This window comes from Mycobacteroides sp. H001, from assembly GCF_001440005.1.
Taxonomy (GTDB): Bacteria; Actinomycetota; Actinomycetes; order Mycobacteriales; family Mycobacteriaceae; genus Mycobacterium; species Mycobacterium gwanakae.
On record NZ_LJYH01000030.1, the window covers coordinates 69,700 to 84,856 of the forward strand.

Below are 15,157 nucleotides of genomic sequence, written 5' to 3' on the forward strand. Positions count from 1 at the left end.
GACATCTCCTTACGGGACTTGTTGCACGGCGGGTGGTTTCCAGGTGCCGTCAATGATCGACGGCGGCGTTTCCTTCGGCCAGTACAGGCGGAGCATGAGGTTGAACTTTCTCTCGGGTGCGGGGAGCCAGTTCGACTCCTTTCCTGGTCCGGGATTGTCGTGTTGCAGATACAGATCCACCGATCCGTCGGGGTTGGTCGCGAAGTTGTTGCGCTGACTCAGTGTGTACCGGTTCAGTGGGTTGTCGACGAAGAACATTCCCGCGTCATACATCGTCAGTGACCAGAATCCCTCGGCAGGTGGTAGCTGATCCTTGTCGAAGTGCAGCACGTACTGACGTGACCCGTCATACGGTTTCCCGGTGTTGTCGACCTCCGAGGTGGGGTAGACGGCGTCCTCGGGCCGGTTTGCGCCCAGCCCGATTGCGGCGACCGTTGCGCGCTGCAGGTACTCGGTGCCATATACGCCGGTCTTGGTGGTGAACACCCACCCGTTGATGTTCTCGCCTGCGTCCTTGAAGTGCGCCATGATCTTGCCGAATGCTTCCTTGGGCACCGATTGCAGGGCGCTGACGGTGTCGGCACCGAATTTGTCGATGTCGAAGGGCTTTCCGGCCTCGATGCCGATCTTGGCCATCTTCTCCACGATCGGCTTGTCGGCCTCGGTGGGCGGATTGTCCTTCATCAGGGCGGCCAGCATGTCGAAGTATGCCTTGGTGCTCAGATTGTTGACCTGGTCACGGACGGGCGTTTTCATGTCGATGCTCGGATCTACGGTGCCAGCGGGCGGGGTGTATTGCTTGCCGTACGAACTCAACGGCACCAACGAGATTTCGTCCTGCATTTTGTGGACGGCGGCGTAATCCTCCGGGGTTCCAGTGCAGTAGATGCGACCCAGTAGCCACACGATCGACGTCGGCGACTTGTATTCCTTGATTCCTTGGGGCAGTTCGCCTTTCCAGCCAGGTCCGGTGATGGCATAAGTCTGGGGGCCGGTCCCTGTCGTGCGTTTGCCGGGCACCTCGAAGACATTGGTGTACCCGTCAAGCATGGGAAGCAGGTAATAGCGATCGTGGGCATCGGGCAGGCTCACGATCCACGGTTCCTTGCCAACGTCGAGGAACGCGTTCGTGTACAGGGTGTCGGCATTGGGCGCGGTGACATCGCGAAAGGCCGCGTTGGGATACTCGCGCATCCGCATGAGCTGTCCCATTGGGGCGCGGGGAGATTCGACCTTCTCCACGTTGGTCATCACGCGGCGGGTCATCTCCATGGTGACAAGGGCATAGCCAAATACATACGCGTCCATGGCGATGGACTTGGCCTCGTCGGTGGAAAGCTTCTGGGAACCAGACTCTTTCGAGCAGCTGGTAAGTCCCGCCGCCAATGCGACGGTGCTCATCACGACCAATAATTTGGTCCACTGCATACACCAAACCTTCACGGACTCACCCTCTCCTGTGGTGACGATCTTGTTCGCCGAACGTTGATCGTGCAGCACATCCCACCTGCTTGTCTTGACATTGGAAGACAAATATTTGACAGTTTGAGACATGTCGGTGATCCGTGGTTCGGCGCTCACCAACTATCACCAGCTGGTGGCCGAACTCGGCGGGGACGGCAGTGAACTGCTTGCCAGAGCGCGGGTTTCACCGGCAGACGCCGGATCGTACGAGCGGTTCATCTCCCTGCGCAACGGCGCTCGCGCACTGGAGGAAACCGCGGCGGCCCTTAACGCGCCGGACTTCGGTCGGCGACTGGCCCGGCGGCAGGGCATCGAGATCCTGGGGCCGGTGGGTTTGGCGGCGCGCACGGCGGCCACAGTTGCCGATGCCTTCGCGATTCTCGAAAAGTTCATGGGCGCATACTGTCCGGCGATAGGCGCTCGGGTCACAGCGCATCGGGATCCGTCGCTGTGCCGGTTCGAGTTCGAGTATCTCTTGACCCCCGCCCCTCCGCAGGCGCAGGCAGTCGAACTGTCGCTGGGTGTCACACTGCGGGTGCTGCATCACTTCCTGGGTGGGAGCTACCGGCCTGTTTCCGTTCATCTACCGCACCAGGCACTCACCGCGGCCGCGGGGTATCAGCGCTATTTCGGCTGTTCACCGTTCTTCTGTGAGCCTGTCGGCGGTTTCACCCTGCGGGCCACCGACATGCAGAAGTCGTTGCCCAAGGATCATCTCGCCCACCAGACTGCCGTCGACTACTTGACGGGCACTCAGGCCAACCGCAAACCAGATTCCAGTCAGCTGGCCCGTGTCCTTATTCGGCAGCTGCTCCCGACCGGAGCGATTGGTTTGGGGGACATCGCCTTACACCTCGGAGTGCACCCGAAGGCGCTGCAACGTCGACTCGGAGCCGAGGGCACGACCTTTGCCGAGCTCGTCGACCAAACCCGTCGGGAAGCTGCCGAGCGACTGCTGTCCGATACCGATCTGAGTCTCGATCATCTGAGCAGGCAGCTCGGCTACGCCGAGCAGAGCGTGTTCACCCGAAGCTGTAAGCGCTGGTTCGGGACGACCCCGAGCACCTATCGGCAGGACCGTCGAGGCCGCTAAGCCTTGCGATGTGAGGCGATGTTCGCGGCCATCGAAGCCGCGTCGGTTTCGTGGCCCTCGGCCTCACCGATCATGGTCACGATGCTCGTCGCGACGGGTTCACCGTTGGCATCGGTCACCTCGGCCCGTACTTCGGCCGTCACCATGCCGTGCGACTCCAGCACACTGTCCAGGTAGCTATCGAAGTAGAGCCGGTCGCCTGCCTTGATGGGGCGGTGGAACTTGAGCTTCTGGTCGCGGTGCAACACGCGTGCCACATTGATGGGCAGATCCATCTCGGTGAAGATCTTGTGCTGCACCCGCCGGCCCGCGACCGCCAGGAAGGTGATGGGAGCCACGACGCCCGAGTTCACCTCGCACTCGTCCTTGATGGCCGCGGCGAATTCACGCATCTTCTCGCGGCCGACCTCGAAGTAATCGGGGTAGCGGTAGTGCGTTCCGACGATGTCTTGGCGGATGGCCATGCATTAACCCATTTCGCTGCAGGTCAGGTACGAATCTAGACAGTTCAAGCGGCGCTGAGCCTATCAGCAGCGGTAATGCCGATCATTACTTCTCACGACGGGCCAGTGCGGCCGCGAGGGCTCCACCCGCGGCGCCGAGCAGCACCGCCGAGGGCACGCCAATTCGGGCCGCCTTGCGCGCGGTACGGAAGTCGCGGACCTCCCACCCTCGGCGCCGTGCCACGTCCCGTAGCTCCGCATCGGGATTGATGGCCACCGCGGTTCCCACCAAGGAGAGCATCGGCACATCGTTGATGCTGTCGCTGTAGGCGGTGCAGCGCTTGAGATTCAACCCGTTGCGGATGGCCAGGTTGCGCACGGCCCGCGCCTTGCCCGGCCCGTGCAGGATGTCGCCGACCAGCCGGCCGGTGAACACCCCGTCCACCGATTCTGCGACGGTGCCCAGCGCCCCGGTGAGGCCCAGCCGCCGGGCGATGGTCTCGGCCAGCTCCTTGGGAGTGGCCGTGACGAGCCACACCTGTTGGCCGGCGTCGAGGTGCATCTGAGTCAGCGCCCTGGTGCCGGGCCAGATCTTGTCGGCGAGCGTCTCGTCGTAGATCTCCTCGCTGAGTGTGACGAGCTCGTCGACACTGCGGCCCTCGATGAAAGAGAGCGCCTTCTGCCGGCCCGCCGCGACATCGTCGGAGTTCTCCCGGCCGGTCAGCCGGAACTTCGCCTGCGCCCAGACGAACTGAAGCATGTCCGAGTACTGGAAATAGTCGCGCTGCGCCAGGCCGCGGCCGAAGTGCACCAGTGAGGAGCCATGCACCAGGGTGTTGTCGACGTCGAAGAACGCGGCGGCGGTCAGATCGGCAGGCGGCGGACCCGTGGGCTGCTCGATGGCCGCCGCGGCGTCTGCCTCGGCGAAGGAGGCGGCGCGCGCGACGTCTTCGGCGAACGCCTCGGCCAGCAGCTGTTCCTCCGCGGGGCCTTCGGTAGGGGGGTCGCCGTTGATCTGGGGGCTGGTCATGACCGGCTTAACCGCCCTTCCTGTCCGCCGTTTCCGAATGCCGTTTAACCCTACTGAGGGTGGCGGGAACTCGGGGGACCCGGTGGCAGAATTGACATATGACGTCACTAACGCTGCTGACACGCGTGGGGTGCTCTGCCTGCGAACGTGCGCAGCGTGAATTGGTGGCCCTGGCCGACGAGTTCGGGGTCTCACTCACCGTCACCGATGTGGATGAGGCCGCGATCACAGATTCGTCGTTGCGAGCGGAGTTCGGTGACCGGCTTCCGGTGGTGCTGCTGGACGGTCAGGAGCACAGCTATTGGGAAGTAGACGAGCCTCGGCTCCGGGCGGACCTGAAACGTGACCGATAACAGGCTGTTTGGATTTTGCCCAGTGGCCATTTTCGGGCTACCGTGCATGAAGTTCGAGCCTCACCAAAAGCAAGGGAGCTGGACAGTGAGATGTCAGCGGAGTGACCTGCGGTGAGTGTCCTGCTGTTCGGAGCCTCGCACCGTAGCGCGCCTGTGCCGGTGCTGGAGAAGCTGGCGATTGGCGAGGCCGATCAGCCCAAGATCATCGAACACATACTGCAATCGCCCCTGGTCACAGAGGTCATGGTGCTCTCGACCTGCAACCGGGTCGAGGTATATGCCGTGGTTGAGGCCTTCCACGGCGGCCTGACCGTCATCGGTGAGGCAATCGCCCGTCACGCTGGCATGGGCATGAACGAGCTCACCAAATACGCCTACGTCCGGTACAGCGAGGCTGCCGTCGAGCACCTGTTCGCGGTGGCCAGCGGCCTGGATTCCATGGTGATCGGCGAGCAGCAGGTGTTGGGTCAGGTGCGCAATGCGTATGCCACCGCCGAAACGCATCAAGCGGTGGGCCGGGTATTGCATGAGCTGTCTCAAAGCGCGCTGCGTGTGGGCAAGCGGGTGCATTCGGAGACCGGTATCGACGCGGCCGGTGCCTCGGTGGTGTCGGTGGCCCTGAATCTGGCGGACGGCAAGCTCGACGGTCTGCCCGGACGCACCGCCGCCGTGGTCGGGGCCGGTTCGATGGGCTCACTGGCGACCGCGCAGCTGATTCGCGCCGGGATCGACAACCTCTGGGTGGTGAACCGCAGTGCCGAGCGTGCGCAACGGCTCGCCGCGACGGCGCGCGAGGCGGGCGTGAACGCGCAGGCGATCACGCTGGACCATCTTGACCAGGCGCTGGCACAAGCCGATGTGGTGGTTTCCTGTACCGGAGCCGTCCGGCCGGTGATTTCACTGGCCGATGTTCACCGCGCCCTGGGCGGTGGCCGTGAACTCGTGTTCTGCGATCTGGGCATGCCGCGCGACGTCGATCCGACGGTGGCCGGGCTACCCGGCGTCGTCGTGGTGGACATGGAGCGCATCCAGCGTGAGCCCACCGCGCGCGCGGCAGCCGATGATGCGGGCGCTGCTCGTCAGATCGTCAACGACGAGGTGGCCCGATATCTGACCGGTGAGCGGATGGCCGAGGTCACCCCGACGGTTACCGCGTTGCGCCAACGGGCCGCTGAGGTGGTGGAGGCCGAACTGCTGCGGCTCGATGGCCGGCTGCCGAGCCTGGCGGGGGCCGAGCGCGACGAGGTCGCCAAGACAGTTCGCCGAGTCGTCGACAAGCTGTTGCACGCCCCCACGGTGCGCGTGAAGCAGCTGGCGTCGGCACCCGGTGGCGACAGTTATGCCGAGGCGTTGCGCGAGCTGTTCGAGCTTGATCCGCACACCGTCGAGGCGGTGGCCACGGCCGGCGAATTGCCGCTTGCCACAAAGGAATTACACGAAGAGAGCCGATGATCCGAATTGGTACCCGCGGCAGTCTGTTAGCGACGACTCAAGCCGGGGTTATCCGGGATGCGCTGCGCGCCAAAGGACACGAGGCAGAGCTGGTAATCGTGACGACGGCAGGAGACCAGTCGTCGGCACCCGTCGAGCAAATCGGTGTGGGGGTCTTCACGGCCGCTCTGCGCGAGGCCATCGCCGATAACGTCGTCGATGTTGCCGTGCATTCCTACAAAGATTTGCCAACGGCGGCTGACCCACGCTTCGTCATCGCCGCCATTCCCCCTCGTGAGGACTACCGGGATGCCCTCGTGGCCCGGGACGGACTGGTGCTGGGGGAGTTGCCGACGGGTTCGGTGATCGGTACCTCGTCCCCGCGGCGGGCCGCGCAGCTTAGAGCACTGGGTCTCGGTTTGGAAATTCGCCCCCTAAGAGGCAACCTGGATACCAGGTTGAGCAGGGTCTCCAATGGTGATCTTGATGCTGTGGTAGTCGCCCGGGCGGGTTTGGCCCGTATCGGACGTCTGGACCGCATCACCGAGACACTGGAACCGGTGCAGGTGTTGCCCGCGCCGGCTCAGGGAGCGCTGGCGGTGGAGTGCCGCAGTGAGGTCACCGATCTGGTGGCTGTACTGGCGGAACTCGATCACGCCGACACGCGCGCCGCGGTGACTGCCGAAAGGGCTCTGCTTGCCGAGCTGGAGGCGGGCTGTACCGCACCGGTTGGCGCGATCGCCGAGGTGGTCGAGTCGATTGATGAGGATGGCCGCGTCTTCGACGAACTGTCGTTGCGCGGATGTGCGGCGGCGCTGGACGGATCTGACGTGATTCGGGCCTCCGGGATTGGCACCCCCGATCGGGCCGCAGAGCTTGGGCTCGCGGTCGCGAGGGAGCTGCTCGATCTCGGTGCGCGAGCACTGATGACAGCTGAATAGGCGGCGCAAACCGCCGATATGGGAGGCAGTAGTGACCCGAGGGCGCAAGAAGCCAGGGCGCATCCTGTTCGTTGGCTCCGGGCCGGGCGACCCCGGTCTGTTGACCGTCCGGGCGCGCGCGGTACTCACCGGCGCCACGGTCGCGTTCACCGACCCCGATGTGCCGCAAGCGGTGCTCGATCTCGTCGGGTCCGCGGTCGAGCTTCCTGAACCCGCGCCCGCCAAGCCCGCGACCGGCAACGATGACGCGCCCACGTCGAGTGACGTCGAGGCCGTTGTCGAGCCGCCGCTGACCATCGACATCCGTCCGGCGCTGGGTGATCCCGCCGATGTCGCCAAGACCCTGGTTGCTGAGGCCAAGAACGGCGTGGACGTCGTGCGGCTGGTCGCCGGCGATCCGCTCTCGATCGATTCGGTGCTGGCCGAGGTCACCGCGGTCACCCGTACCCAGGTCGCCTTCGAGATTCTGCCCGGGCTGTCGTCGAGCACTGCGGTGCCCGCCTACGCCGGTCTGCCTCCGGGCTCCGCGCACACCGTCGCCGATGTGCGCGGTGATGTGGACTGGGCGGCGCTGGCCGCTGCTCCGGGTCCGCTGATCCTGCACGCCACCCCCACGCATGTGCCCGATGCCGCCAAGGCGCTCATCGAGCACGGTTTGTCCGACCAGACTCTGGTCGCGGTCACCGCGCAGGGCACCACTTGCGCACAGCGGACCGTGGAGACCACGCTGGCCTCACTGATCGACGGTGTCCCGGTGGACGCCAACGATCCGAACGGACCGATGACCGGCGCCCTGGTGCTGACGATCGGCCGCGTGGTCGGTGGTCGCTCGAAGCTGAACTGGTGGGAGAGCCGCGCACTGTACGGCTGGACCGTGCTGGTTCCGCGCACCAAGGATCAGGCCGGCGAGATGAGCGATAAGCTGGTCGGCTATGGCGCTCTGCCGGTCGAGGTGCCCACCATCGCCGTCGAGCCCCCCCGCAGCCCGGCCCAGATGGAAAGGGCCGTCAAGGGCTTGGTCGACGGTCGCTACCAGTGGGTGGTGTTCACCTCCACCAATGCGGTGCGTGCGGTGTGGGAGAAGTTCGCCGAATTCGGCTTGGACGCCCGCGCGTTCTCCGGTGTGAAGATCGCGTGCGTGGGTCAGGCCACCGCCGACAAGGTGCGCGCGTTCGGCATCAACCCCGAGCTGGTGCCGGCGGGCGAACAGTCCTCACTCGGTCTGCTCGACGAGTTCCCGCCCTATGATGACGTTTTCGACCCGGTGAACCGGGTGCTGTTGCCTCGCGCCGACATCGCCACCGAAACCCTCGCCGAGGGGCTGCGGGAGCGCGGCTGGGAAATCGACGACGTGACTGCGTACCGCACCGTGCGTGCGGCGCCGCCCGCGGCGCAGACCCGCGAGATGATTAAGACCGGTGGATTCGACGCCGTGTGCTTCACCTCGAGCTCGACGGTTCGCAATCTGGTGGGTATCGCCGGGAAGCCGCATGCGCGCACCATCGTGGCCTGCATCGGACCGAAAACCGCGGAGACCGCAATCGAATTCGGGCTGCGTGTGGACGTGCAGCCGGAGACCGCCGCCGTCGGCCCGCTGGTCGAGGCTCTCGCCGAGCATGCCGCGCGGTTGCGCACCGAGGGCGCGCTGCCGCCGCCGCGTAAGAAGAGCCGTCGGCGCTAGTAGCGAGATAGCGGGAGAAGCAGCGGACAGATAGCGGAGGCCATTGCGGTGTCGTTTCCTTACCAGCGTCCGCGTCGGCTGAGGTCCACCCCGGCGATCCGTCGGCTGGTGGCAGAGACGACGCTGGCACCGCGGCAGTTGGTGCTGCCGATGTTCGTGGCAGATGGCGTTACCGAGTCGCGCCCCATCGCGTCCATGCCGGGCGTGGTGCAGCACAGCATCGAATCCTTGCGCCGGGCCGCCGAGGACGCGGTGAAGGCCGGTGTCGGCGGACTCATGTTGTTCGGGGTTCCCAAGGAGAAGGACAAGGACGCCACCGGTAGCGCCGGGCTGGATCCGCAGGGCATCCTCAACCGGGCACTGTCGACCCTGGCCGCCGACCTCGGCAACTCCACGGTGCTGATGGCCGATACCTGCCTCGACGAGTTCACCGATCACGGCCACTGCGGGGTGTTGGATGCCGCGGGCCGGGTGGACAATGACGTGACACTCAAGCAGTACGCGGATATGGCGGTAGCGCAGGCCAATTCGGGTGCGCATGTGGTGGGTCCGAGCGGCATGATGGACGGTCAGGTGGCCGCCATTCGCGATGGACTGGACGCCGCCGGCCACACCGACGTCATCATTTTGGCGTATGCCGCCAAGTACGCTTCGGCGTTCTATGGGCCGTTCCGTGAGGCGGTGGGCTCGTCACTGCAGGGAGACCGGCGCACCTACCAGCAGGACGTGGCGAACGGCCGGGAAGCCCTACGCGAGGCCGAGCTTGATGTCGAGGAGGGTGCCGACATCCTCATGGTGAAACCGGCAATGGCCTATCTCGACGTGCTCCGGCAAGTGGCCGACGTATCGCCGGTGCCGGTTGCGGCATACCAGGTCTCGGGTGAGTATTCGATGATCTGCGCTGCGGCTCAGAACAATTGGATCGACTTAAAGGCCATGGCATTGGAGACGCTGACCTCGATCCGGCGCGCAGGGGCCGACATCGTGCTCACCTACTGGGCCGCGGACGTCGCAGGCTGGCTCGCCGACTAAAGGTGTAGTGCCGGGTTTGCCCGGGCGCGAGCCTGCTGCGCCGTGTAGCGCTTAGGATCGCCTCATGCTGGGGGTGCTGAGAGCCGTAGGTGCGCGCGCGTGGACAGTACTGCCTCAGCTCGTCGCGGTGTATCTCAGCGGACGATTCGCCCATGACCTCATCTTCTGGTGGGCCGCGCATGCGGTGCCCGGGCGACCGTATCTGGCCGCCGTAATCCTGCCATTCGGGATGCTGTCACAACTGGCTGCTCTGATCGGGATGTTGCTGCTCATGCGCCCCGCGATCGCCGATACGCCCGTGCAGCTTCCACAATCCGGAGGAAGCGGCTTCCGTGCCACCGCGGGCGCGCTGACCGGCGCAGTGCTGCCGTTCATCGCCTTCTACTCTGCATGGCGATACTTGGTGAACGACTGGGCCGGATTCATGGTGGTCGCGTTCGACAACTCCGTGTTCCGCACGCCCGCCCCCATCATCGAAAAGACCTACCTGACGCTGGCCATCGCGGGCGGCATCTTCCTGGTCCGCTCGGTCCTGCGCCGGACCCGCGATCGGCTGCCCAGCTGGGTGATCGCGATCGAGTTCTATCTCGAGGCCGCCTGGATCTACCTGTTGATAGGGAACTGGCTGACCGATCTGAATCTGAAGCACTGGGTCGAGTCGCGGCGAGTCATCCAGTGGGCCAAGGAAACCGGACACGACTTGGCGGCGCACGTGCCGTTCGGCAGTGCGGTCTGGGATGCGCTCGGATGGGGCATCGGGCAGGTAGTCGGTGTGATGGTGGTTCCGCTGGGTTGGCTGACGATCGCCGGTGTGGTGTATGCCCTTGTCCCGAAAGCGAACTGGGAACAGGCGCGTCGGGAGCTGCTGAGCGGACGACCCGGGGCCGATATGGTCGAGCGTGTTTCCGGCAGGTCCAGTTTCGCGATACTTGCGTGGCCGTTTCGTGTACAGGCCGAGGCGGTGCGTGATGCGGTGTACGTGATCTTCAAGACCGGCGCCGTACCCATCGCCACCTATGTGTTGGCCTTCAACTGTCTGGGCTGGCTGTTTGGCAACGCAAGTGAAGCTCCGGGTAAACCTGGTTGGCTGGCACGTGCGATTTCGGTGCTGATGGGTCCGCATGAAGCGGATTGGTGGCTGGGCATGAAGGATGCTTTGAGTATCGTGCCGGACACTGTCGCCGCGGTGCTGCAGATCTGCCTCATCACCGCGGTCTATGCGTTGTTCGTACGGGGAACACGAAGCGTGACAGGTGAGTCTCAGCGTCAGCCGACGAGCTGAAACCGGACAGTCTGGCTGTCTGACTTTCCCCAGAGAATGTGGACGTCGATCGCGTCGGGACGGGTGCCCTTGGGAACCAGGAATCCGCTTTGGAAGACCCCGTCTTCCTGACACGTGCCGTTGGTTCCCTCGGGGCCTACCGTCACGCTGTCGAGTTCTGTGGTGGTCCCGTCGATCGTGACGCTGTACCCGTTGGTCTGTCTGCTCCATCGCGTCGTACCCGATATCAGCGTCGGTGTGCATGCCTGGGGACTTGGTGGCTGCTGGCCGGGAACGACCGTGCGTTCGAACCCGACCCGGAGGATTTCGGTGCCCTGCGGTAACGGCTTGTTTCGGTCGGAATAGCTGCGCGACTTGTTCTCTCGGAGGATGCCTTTGACCGACCAGATGACGCCGTGCAACGTGGCCGATTGGTGGTGGGCAACAACGATATCTGGGTCCGGATGCTGGACCTTGGCGTACTCGTCGTAGCGGGCCTGGATGACCCAGAAGAGGTATGCAGGAGTCAGGAGCGCTATCACCAGCAGCGCGAGGACGTTTCGCCGGAGCATCCGGTTCATATGCGCTTCTTCACGATCAGCGCCGGAACACGCTGTGCGTTGGCCAGCGTGACGTCGAATACCAGGCGAGAGTCACGGCTGGGGTTGCCTGAGCCGGTCACCCGGAATGACGCGCGCGACTGCAGTGCCGACGCGGGGATTTCGAACGTTCCCGCATAGCCTTGGTTGGGAATGCCCGGGGTCAGCTGCAGTTCGGGGACGATACCCATGTAGCGCGTGCCGTAGGTGTTCTCGGCGATGACGAGATCGGTGTTTGTCTTGTCATCGGAAACCGTGGACTGGGCGTCGATGCTGAAGATGGCCAGCACCCAACCCTTATGTGCTGCATAGATTTCGGGGTGGTCATCGCCATAGTCACCGATCACCGAATCGGTGATCGTGATTCCGGTGAGGGTCGCCGCGATGTTACGGCCGATCAGCCGTTGCCCTTCGGCTCCGCGCACGTCGATGGGTTCTTGCAGCTCCACCTTGTCGATCTGATGGTTCCTGACCAGGATCGCGCAGACGACCAGCACCGCGAAGACGCCCCAGTTCAGGACGCGGCGCCACGTCATGCGCTGTCTTCCAACGTCAGGTGGTAGACACCGTGCCGCGATGCGGGATTCCACTGCCATCGCTCACTTAAACCCGCCGTGTACGCGCGCTCAAAGCCGTTGATCTGGACCACAATCGGTTGGCCGATGGTGAGTGAGCTGCGAGTGGCACTCCAGACGAAAACAATTCGGTCGGTCATTCCGGGTTGAATGGTTAGGGCGCTTGCCGGCGTGTAGTCCAGTCGTCTGGTGTACTCGGCGTTGAAGAGCTTGTCGGGCTTTATGCCGGCCTGCACCAGTTCAGGATCGGACGCATCCTGCGCCTTTGGCGGCGCCGCAGTCTCGGCAGACGTGTTCTTGATCGTCGCCTCCACGACGAGCAGGACGTATCCCGCTCCGGCAGAACGGATATCCAACTTCGTTCCGTATCCCAGCAGCTCGATGCGAGCGTTCTGGACTGTGACATCGAACTGGCCGGCGTTGTAGGTCTGACCGGCAGCGAGTTCGGTGTACCTGTCTTTCGTGCTGGCGGTTCGCAAACCACCGAAAAGGCTCGAGACGGCAAGTACGACGACAAGTAGCCCCCACCAGAAGCGTTTCGGCGTGACCCACCCGCGCCACTTGTCCATCAGCGCGCCCCCTGCGCCGGCAGTCGTCGGCGTCCCCATAGCGCGCAATAGTAGCTGGCAGCGGGGCCGCAACTGCCCCTCCCGGGGATTTCAGCCACTACATCTGTAGGTGACCAGGTTGCCGCGGCCACTGCTTCCCGCTTCTCCACTACCGTGGTCGCGTGACGTATCCCGATCCGCACCAACCCGGCGGATTGGCTGGACAACCCCCGGGCGGTCCGGCCAAGCCGCGACCCGACGACATCGACACCGGCTGCTGGCTGTGGCTGGCCGCGCTGCCGTTGATGATCGTGAGTTACATGGCCGCGAACGTCGGTCAATGGCAGCAAGACCCGGAGGTGCGTAAGGCCGCCCCGCTCTGGACGGTGTATGCCTTCAACGGGTTCATCGTCGTTGTAGTGGGGTCTCTCGTGGTCACCGGGATCTTCCTCATGCGCGCGGGATATCGGCTGGCCCGCACCTTCCTCACCGGAGGTGCGGTGGGATCGGTGGTGTTCACCGCTACCCGGTTGATCGACCTGGAAGGGGTGCCGGCGATTGTGCAGGCGCTCTCGGGCATCACCGCGTCCGTGTTGATCTGTGGCGGCCTGTTTCTGCTGCATCGTGAGGACTCAACCGCGTACCTGACAAGGCAGCGCTAAACACCCCCGATACGCTGCCTGAATGACACCCGAACAGCCGCGCCCACGCATCGTCGATGTGGCGTTCTGGTTCTGGGTGGTGTCGTCGGCGGCCCTGTTCCTGAACGGTCTGGCCGGAGTGACTCAGCGCTATGACGCGGTGCGGGCGGCCGCGAAGCCGGAGCTGACCGACGCTGACGTACGAAATCTCGTCACGTACTTCCGGGCGTGGGGTGTGTTGTGCATCCTGCTGGCGGCCGGCATCGCATTTCTGGCCGGGCGGACCAGGCGGGGTGATGTGCGCTATCGGCGGGCACTGATCACGCTCTCGGTGGTCTCGGTGCTCGGTGCCATTGCGATGGCAAGCACCGGTTCGGTGGGCCCGCTGCTGCTCATCGCCGCCCTATCGCTGATAGTGGCCAATGTGCTGATCATCAGGCCGACCGCACAGAACTGGTTCGAAGGGGGTGAACATGGCTGACGTGGCCGACGCTGAACCGCGTTTGTTCTATGAGCCCGGTGGCCGGTGGCGGTGGCTGCTGCTCGGTCCCCTCGCCGGGTTGATCATGTTCGGCCTGCAGGTGTGGGGCAAGGGGGGCTTCAGTCCGGTCATGCCGTTGATCACGGCGGCCATCGTGGCCTTCTTTATCGCGCTGCAGATTTACGCCGCGCGAGTGCACGCCACGGTGGAGCTGACACCCACCGAACTTCGTCAGGGTGGCGAGACGCTGGCGGTCAGCCAGATCAAGTGGCTATATCCCGACGCCGACCGTCACGTATGGGAGGAATCGCGTCCGCTGGGCGAGCTGACGGGTGTGCCCAAGGGGCGCAAACCTGTCGGATTGCGCCTGACCGGGGGGCGTCGCGCGCAGGCGTGGGCCAAGAAGCATGAGGAGCTGCGCAGCGCGCTCACCACGTTGGTGCCGGCGCCACCGGCGGGCATGGATCTGGGTGACGATCCGGAAATCGATATCGAGAGTGAGCAGTGGTGAAGTTCGGGAAGCGCGTAGTGCTGGATCTGGCCATCGCGGCGGTGGCGATGGTGCTCGCGGTGTGGGCGGCGGTGGCCGCGCGCATACCAACCGAGGTCGCGCCCATCGCCAAGGGCGAGCCGACGCTGTACTTCACCGCCCTGGACGGCGCGTGCGTGGCGCGGGCGCTAGTGCTCACCGCGGTGGCTGGGGTTTTCCTGGTTTCTGCGGTGTCGAGGGGTGTGCGGGCCCGTCGTCGTGACGCGGATCGGGCGATTCACAGCTAATTCTAATATCAGGCCTCCTGATATCGGGATAGCCTGGTGTCATGACGCCAACCGCAGATATCGACCTGATGCCGCGTGCTGGATTCGGTGCACGCTTGTGGGACCGCAAGCTGCAGACGGACCGGCTGGAGTACCTGGACCGCGACGATGTCCCGGCGAAGAAACGCGCCGTCGTGGAGGCACTTGATCTCCTCGGTGAGAAGAAGGGGCTGCACAGGTGGAATGCGGAGCAGGCGGCCGGATTCCTGGCCGGCATCGACAGTCCGCGCGTGCTCGAGCTCGGCGCCGCCCATGGCGGCCTCTCTCGTGAACTGCTGAAGTTACGTCCTGACGCCTCGATCACGGTGACGGATATCGAGCCCTCCTCGGTCGCGGGTATCGCGGCGTCGGATCTGGGTTCGGACTCTCGGGTGACCGTGCGCGCCATGGATGCGACAGCTATTGATGCCCCAGACGGTGCGTTCGATCTGGTGGTGTTCGCGCTGTCGTTTCATCATCTGCCGCCGTCGCTTGCCGCCAAGGTCTTCGCCGAGGGCACTCGGGTGGGACGCACGCTCTTGATCATCGACTTGCTGCGCCTGCCGGCTCCACTGCTGGCGCCGTCATATCTCTTCGCGGCGGCTGTGGGTTGGGTGCGCCCGGTCCTGCACGACGGTGCGATCAGCCAGCTGCGCGCCTATGGCCCGAACGCGTTGCGTAGCCTGGCTGCACACGCGGATCCGTCCATAGCTGTCGAACTCCGCGCCAGAGTTCAGCTGCCGATGCCACTGCAGATCGTGGTGGCGCGGCGCGACTTGTAGCGCAGGT

The 15,157-nt window shown here is 64.6% G+C and carries 18 protein-coding genes; 12 read left to right on the forward strand and 6 right to left on the reverse strand.

The features are described 5' to 3' along the window. Nucleotides 1-9: 9 nt before the first annotated feature. Nucleotides 10-1,443 carry a DUF1254 domain-containing protein gene (locus AOT83_RS13210; protein ID WP_057964938.1) on the reverse strand — a complete coding sequence of 478 codons (1,434 nt, stop codon included), beginning with the start codon at nucleotides 1,441-1,443 and terminating at the stop codon, nucleotides 10-12. A gap of 109 nt (nucleotides 1,444-1,552) precedes the next feature. Here AOT83_RS13210 and AOT83_RS13215 point away from each other — a divergent pair, with 109 nt between their 5' ends. Then, nucleotides 1,553-2,557, forward strand: coding sequence for an AraC family transcriptional regulator (locus AOT83_RS13215; RefSeq protein WP_057964867.1), 1,005 nt, complete (start codon nucleotides 1,553-1,555; stop codon nucleotides 2,555-2,557). On the opposite strand, the gene AOT83_RS13220 is transcribed toward AOT83_RS13215, so the two are convergent. Both AOT83_RS13220 and AOT83_RS13225 read right to left on the reverse strand, forming a co-directional pair. Further along, nucleotides 2,554-3,021 carry a MaoC family dehydratase N-terminal domain-containing protein gene (locus AOT83_RS13220; RefSeq protein ID WP_057964866.1) on the reverse strand — a complete coding sequence of 156 codons (468 nt, stop codon included), beginning with the start codon at nucleotides 3,019-3,021 and terminating at the stop codon, nucleotides 2,554-2,556. The genes AOT83_RS13215 and AOT83_RS13220 overlap by 4 nt on opposite strands. Before the next feature lie 85 nt (nucleotides 3,022-3,106). Then, nucleotides 3,107-4,030 (reverse strand): HAD-IB family hydrolase, encoded by a 924-nt coding sequence (locus AOT83_RS13225; RefSeq protein ID WP_057964865.1) that lies wholly within the window; start codon nucleotides 4,028-4,030, stop codon nucleotides 3,107-3,109. Nucleotides 4,031-4,128: 98 nt separating this feature from the next. Here AOT83_RS13225 and AOT83_RS13230 point away from each other — a divergent pair, with 98 nt between their 5' ends. The 6 genes from AOT83_RS13230 (at nucleotide 4,129) to AOT83_RS13255 (ending at nucleotide 10,750) form a co-directional block, all read left to right on the forward strand. Continuing rightward, complete coding sequence (locus AOT83_RS13230; RefSeq protein ID WP_057964864.1) at nucleotides 4,129-4,383, forward strand: glutaredoxin family protein; 255 nt, start codon at nucleotides 4,129-4,131, stop codon at nucleotides 4,381-4,383. A gap of 111 nt (nucleotides 4,384-4,494) precedes the next feature. Continuing rightward, nucleotides 4,495-5,835, forward strand: a complete 1,341-nt coding sequence (locus AOT83_RS13235; RefSeq protein ID WP_057964863.1) for a glutamyl-tRNA reductase — start codon at nucleotides 4,495-4,497, stop codon at nucleotides 5,833-5,835. Beyond that, the gene (gene hemC / locus AOT83_RS13240; RefSeq protein ID WP_057964862.1) at nucleotides 5,832-6,755 is read left to right on the forward strand and encodes a hydroxymethylbilane synthase; all 924 of its coding nucleotides are present in this window, start codon (nucleotides 5,832-5,834) and stop codon (nucleotides 6,753-6,755) included. Before AOT83_RS13235 ends, hemC begins: the two co-directional genes overlap by 4 nt. 31 nt (nucleotides 6,756-6,786) lie before the next feature. Further along, the gene (locus AOT83_RS13245) at nucleotides 6,787-8,436 is read left to right on the forward strand and encodes a bifunctional uroporphyrinogen-III C-methyltransferase/uroporphyrinogen-III synthase (RefSeq protein WP_057964861.1); all 1,650 of its coding nucleotides are present in this window, start codon (nucleotides 6,787-6,789) and stop codon (nucleotides 8,434-8,436) included. Between the two features lie 48 nt (nucleotides 8,437-8,484). Beyond that, nucleotides 8,485-9,468, forward strand: coding sequence for a porphobilinogen synthase (hemB, locus tag AOT83_RS13250; RefSeq protein WP_057964860.1), 984 nt, complete (start codon nucleotides 8,485-8,487; stop codon nucleotides 9,466-9,468). A gap of 64 nt (nucleotides 9,469-9,532) precedes the next feature. Then, a complete protein-coding gene (locus AOT83_RS13255) occupies nucleotides 9,533-10,750 on the forward strand; it encodes a hypothetical protein (protein ID WP_057964859.1) in 1,218 nt (405 codons plus the stop codon). On the opposite strand, the gene AOT83_RS13260 is transcribed toward AOT83_RS13255, so the two are convergent. The 3 genes from AOT83_RS13260 to AOT83_RS13270 are packed head-to-tail and all read right to left on the reverse strand — an operon-like array spanning nucleotide 10,735 to nucleotide 12,511. Beyond that, on the reverse strand, nucleotides 10,735-11,310 hold the full coding sequence (locus AOT83_RS13260; RefSeq protein ID WP_057964858.1) for a hypothetical protein: 576 nt from the start codon (nucleotides 11,308-11,310) through the stop codon (nucleotides 10,735-10,737). The genes AOT83_RS13255 and AOT83_RS13260 overlap by 16 nt on opposite strands. Further along, on the reverse strand, nucleotides 11,307-11,864 hold the full coding sequence (locus tag AOT83_RS13265) for a hypothetical protein (protein ID WP_057964857.1): 558 nt from the start codon (nucleotides 11,862-11,864) through the stop codon (nucleotides 11,307-11,309). Before AOT83_RS13265 ends, AOT83_RS13260 begins: the two co-directional genes overlap by 4 nt. Then, on the reverse strand, nucleotides 11,861-12,511 hold the full coding sequence (locus AOT83_RS13270) for a hypothetical protein (protein ID WP_131726960.1): 651 nt from the start codon (nucleotides 12,509-12,511) through the stop codon (nucleotides 11,861-11,863). The genes AOT83_RS13265 and AOT83_RS13270 overlap by 4 nt, the downstream gene beginning before the upstream one ends. 122 nt (nucleotides 12,512-12,633) lie before the next feature. On the opposite strand from AOT83_RS13270, the gene AOT83_RS13275 reads away from it, so the two are divergent. The 5 genes from AOT83_RS13275 to AOT83_RS13295 are packed head-to-tail and all read left to right on the forward strand — an operon-like array spanning nucleotide 12,634 to nucleotide 15,150. Continuing rightward, complete coding sequence (locus tag AOT83_RS13275) at nucleotides 12,634-13,113, forward strand: hypothetical protein (RefSeq protein ID WP_030096511.1); 480 nt, start codon at nucleotides 12,634-12,636, stop codon at nucleotides 13,111-13,113. Between the two features lie 22 nt (nucleotides 13,114-13,135). Further along, a complete protein-coding gene (locus AOT83_RS13280; RefSeq protein ID WP_057964855.1) occupies nucleotides 13,136-13,573 on the forward strand; it encodes a hypothetical protein in 438 nt (145 codons plus the stop codon). After that, a complete protein-coding gene (locus AOT83_RS13285; RefSeq protein WP_057964854.1) occupies nucleotides 13,566-14,084 on the forward strand; it encodes a hypothetical protein in 519 nt (172 codons plus the stop codon). The genes AOT83_RS13280 and AOT83_RS13285 overlap by 8 nt, the downstream gene beginning before the upstream one ends. A gap of 20 nt (nucleotides 14,085-14,104) precedes the next feature. After that, nucleotides 14,105-14,350 (forward strand): hypothetical protein, encoded by a 246-nt coding sequence (locus AOT83_RS13290; RefSeq protein ID WP_057964937.1) that lies wholly within the window; start codon nucleotides 14,105-14,107, stop codon nucleotides 14,348-14,350. 41 nt (nucleotides 14,351-14,391) lie between these two features. Then, entirely contained in the window at nucleotides 14,392-15,150 is a 759-nt protein-coding gene (locus tag AOT83_RS13295) for a class I SAM-dependent methyltransferase (RefSeq protein ID WP_057964853.1), read from the forward strand. Nucleotides 15,151-15,157 lie beyond the last annotated feature (7 nt).

Bases quoted from the DNA above. Each gene is read 5' to 3' on its own strand.
- AOT83_RS13265 (WP_057964857.1), bottom strand. From the start codon at position 11,864: ATGACGTGGCGCCGCGTCCTGAACTGGGGCGTCTTCGCGGTGCTGGTC.
- AOT83_RS13280 (WP_057964855.1), top strand. From the start codon at position 13,136: ATGACACCCGAACAGCCGCGCCCACGCATCGTCGATGTGGCGTTCTGG.
- AOT83_RS13260 (WP_057964858.1), bottom strand. From the start codon at position 11,310: ATGAACCGGATGCTCCGGCGAAACGTCCTCGCGCTGCTGGTGATAGCG.
- hemC (WP_057964862.1), top strand. From the start codon at position 5,832: ATGATCCGAATTGGTACCCGCGGCAGTCTGTTAGCGACGACTCAAGCC.
- AOT83_RS13230 (WP_057964864.1), top strand. From the start codon at position 4,129: ATGACGTCACTAACGCTGCTGACACGCGTGGGGTGCTCTGCCTGCGAA.
- AOT83_RS13285 (WP_057964854.1), top strand. From the start codon at position 13,566: ATGGCTGACGTGGCCGACGCTGAACCGCGTTTGTTCTATGAGCCCGGT.
- AOT83_RS13225 (WP_057964865.1), bottom strand. From the start codon at position 4,030: ATGACCAGCCCCCAGATCAACGGCGACCCCCCTACCGAAGGCCCCGCG.
- AOT83_RS13215 (WP_057964867.1), top strand. From the start codon at position 1,553: ATGTCGGTGATCCGTGGTTCGGCGCTCACCAACTATCACCAGCTGGTG.
- AOT83_RS13270 (WP_131726960.1), bottom strand. From the start codon at position 12,511: ATGGGGACGCCGACGACTGCCGGCGCAGGGGGCGCGCTGATGGACAAG.
- AOT83_RS13255 (WP_057964859.1), top strand. From the start codon at position 9,533: ATGCTGGGGGTGCTGAGAGCCGTAGGTGCGCGCGCGTGGACAGTACTG.
- AOT83_RS13220 (WP_057964866.1), bottom strand. From the start codon at position 3,021: ATGGCCATCCGCCAAGACATCGTCGGAACGCACTACCGCTACCCCGAT.
- AOT83_RS13295 (WP_057964853.1), top strand. From the start codon at position 14,392: ATGACGCCAACCGCAGATATCGACCTGATGCCGCGTGCTGGATTCGGT.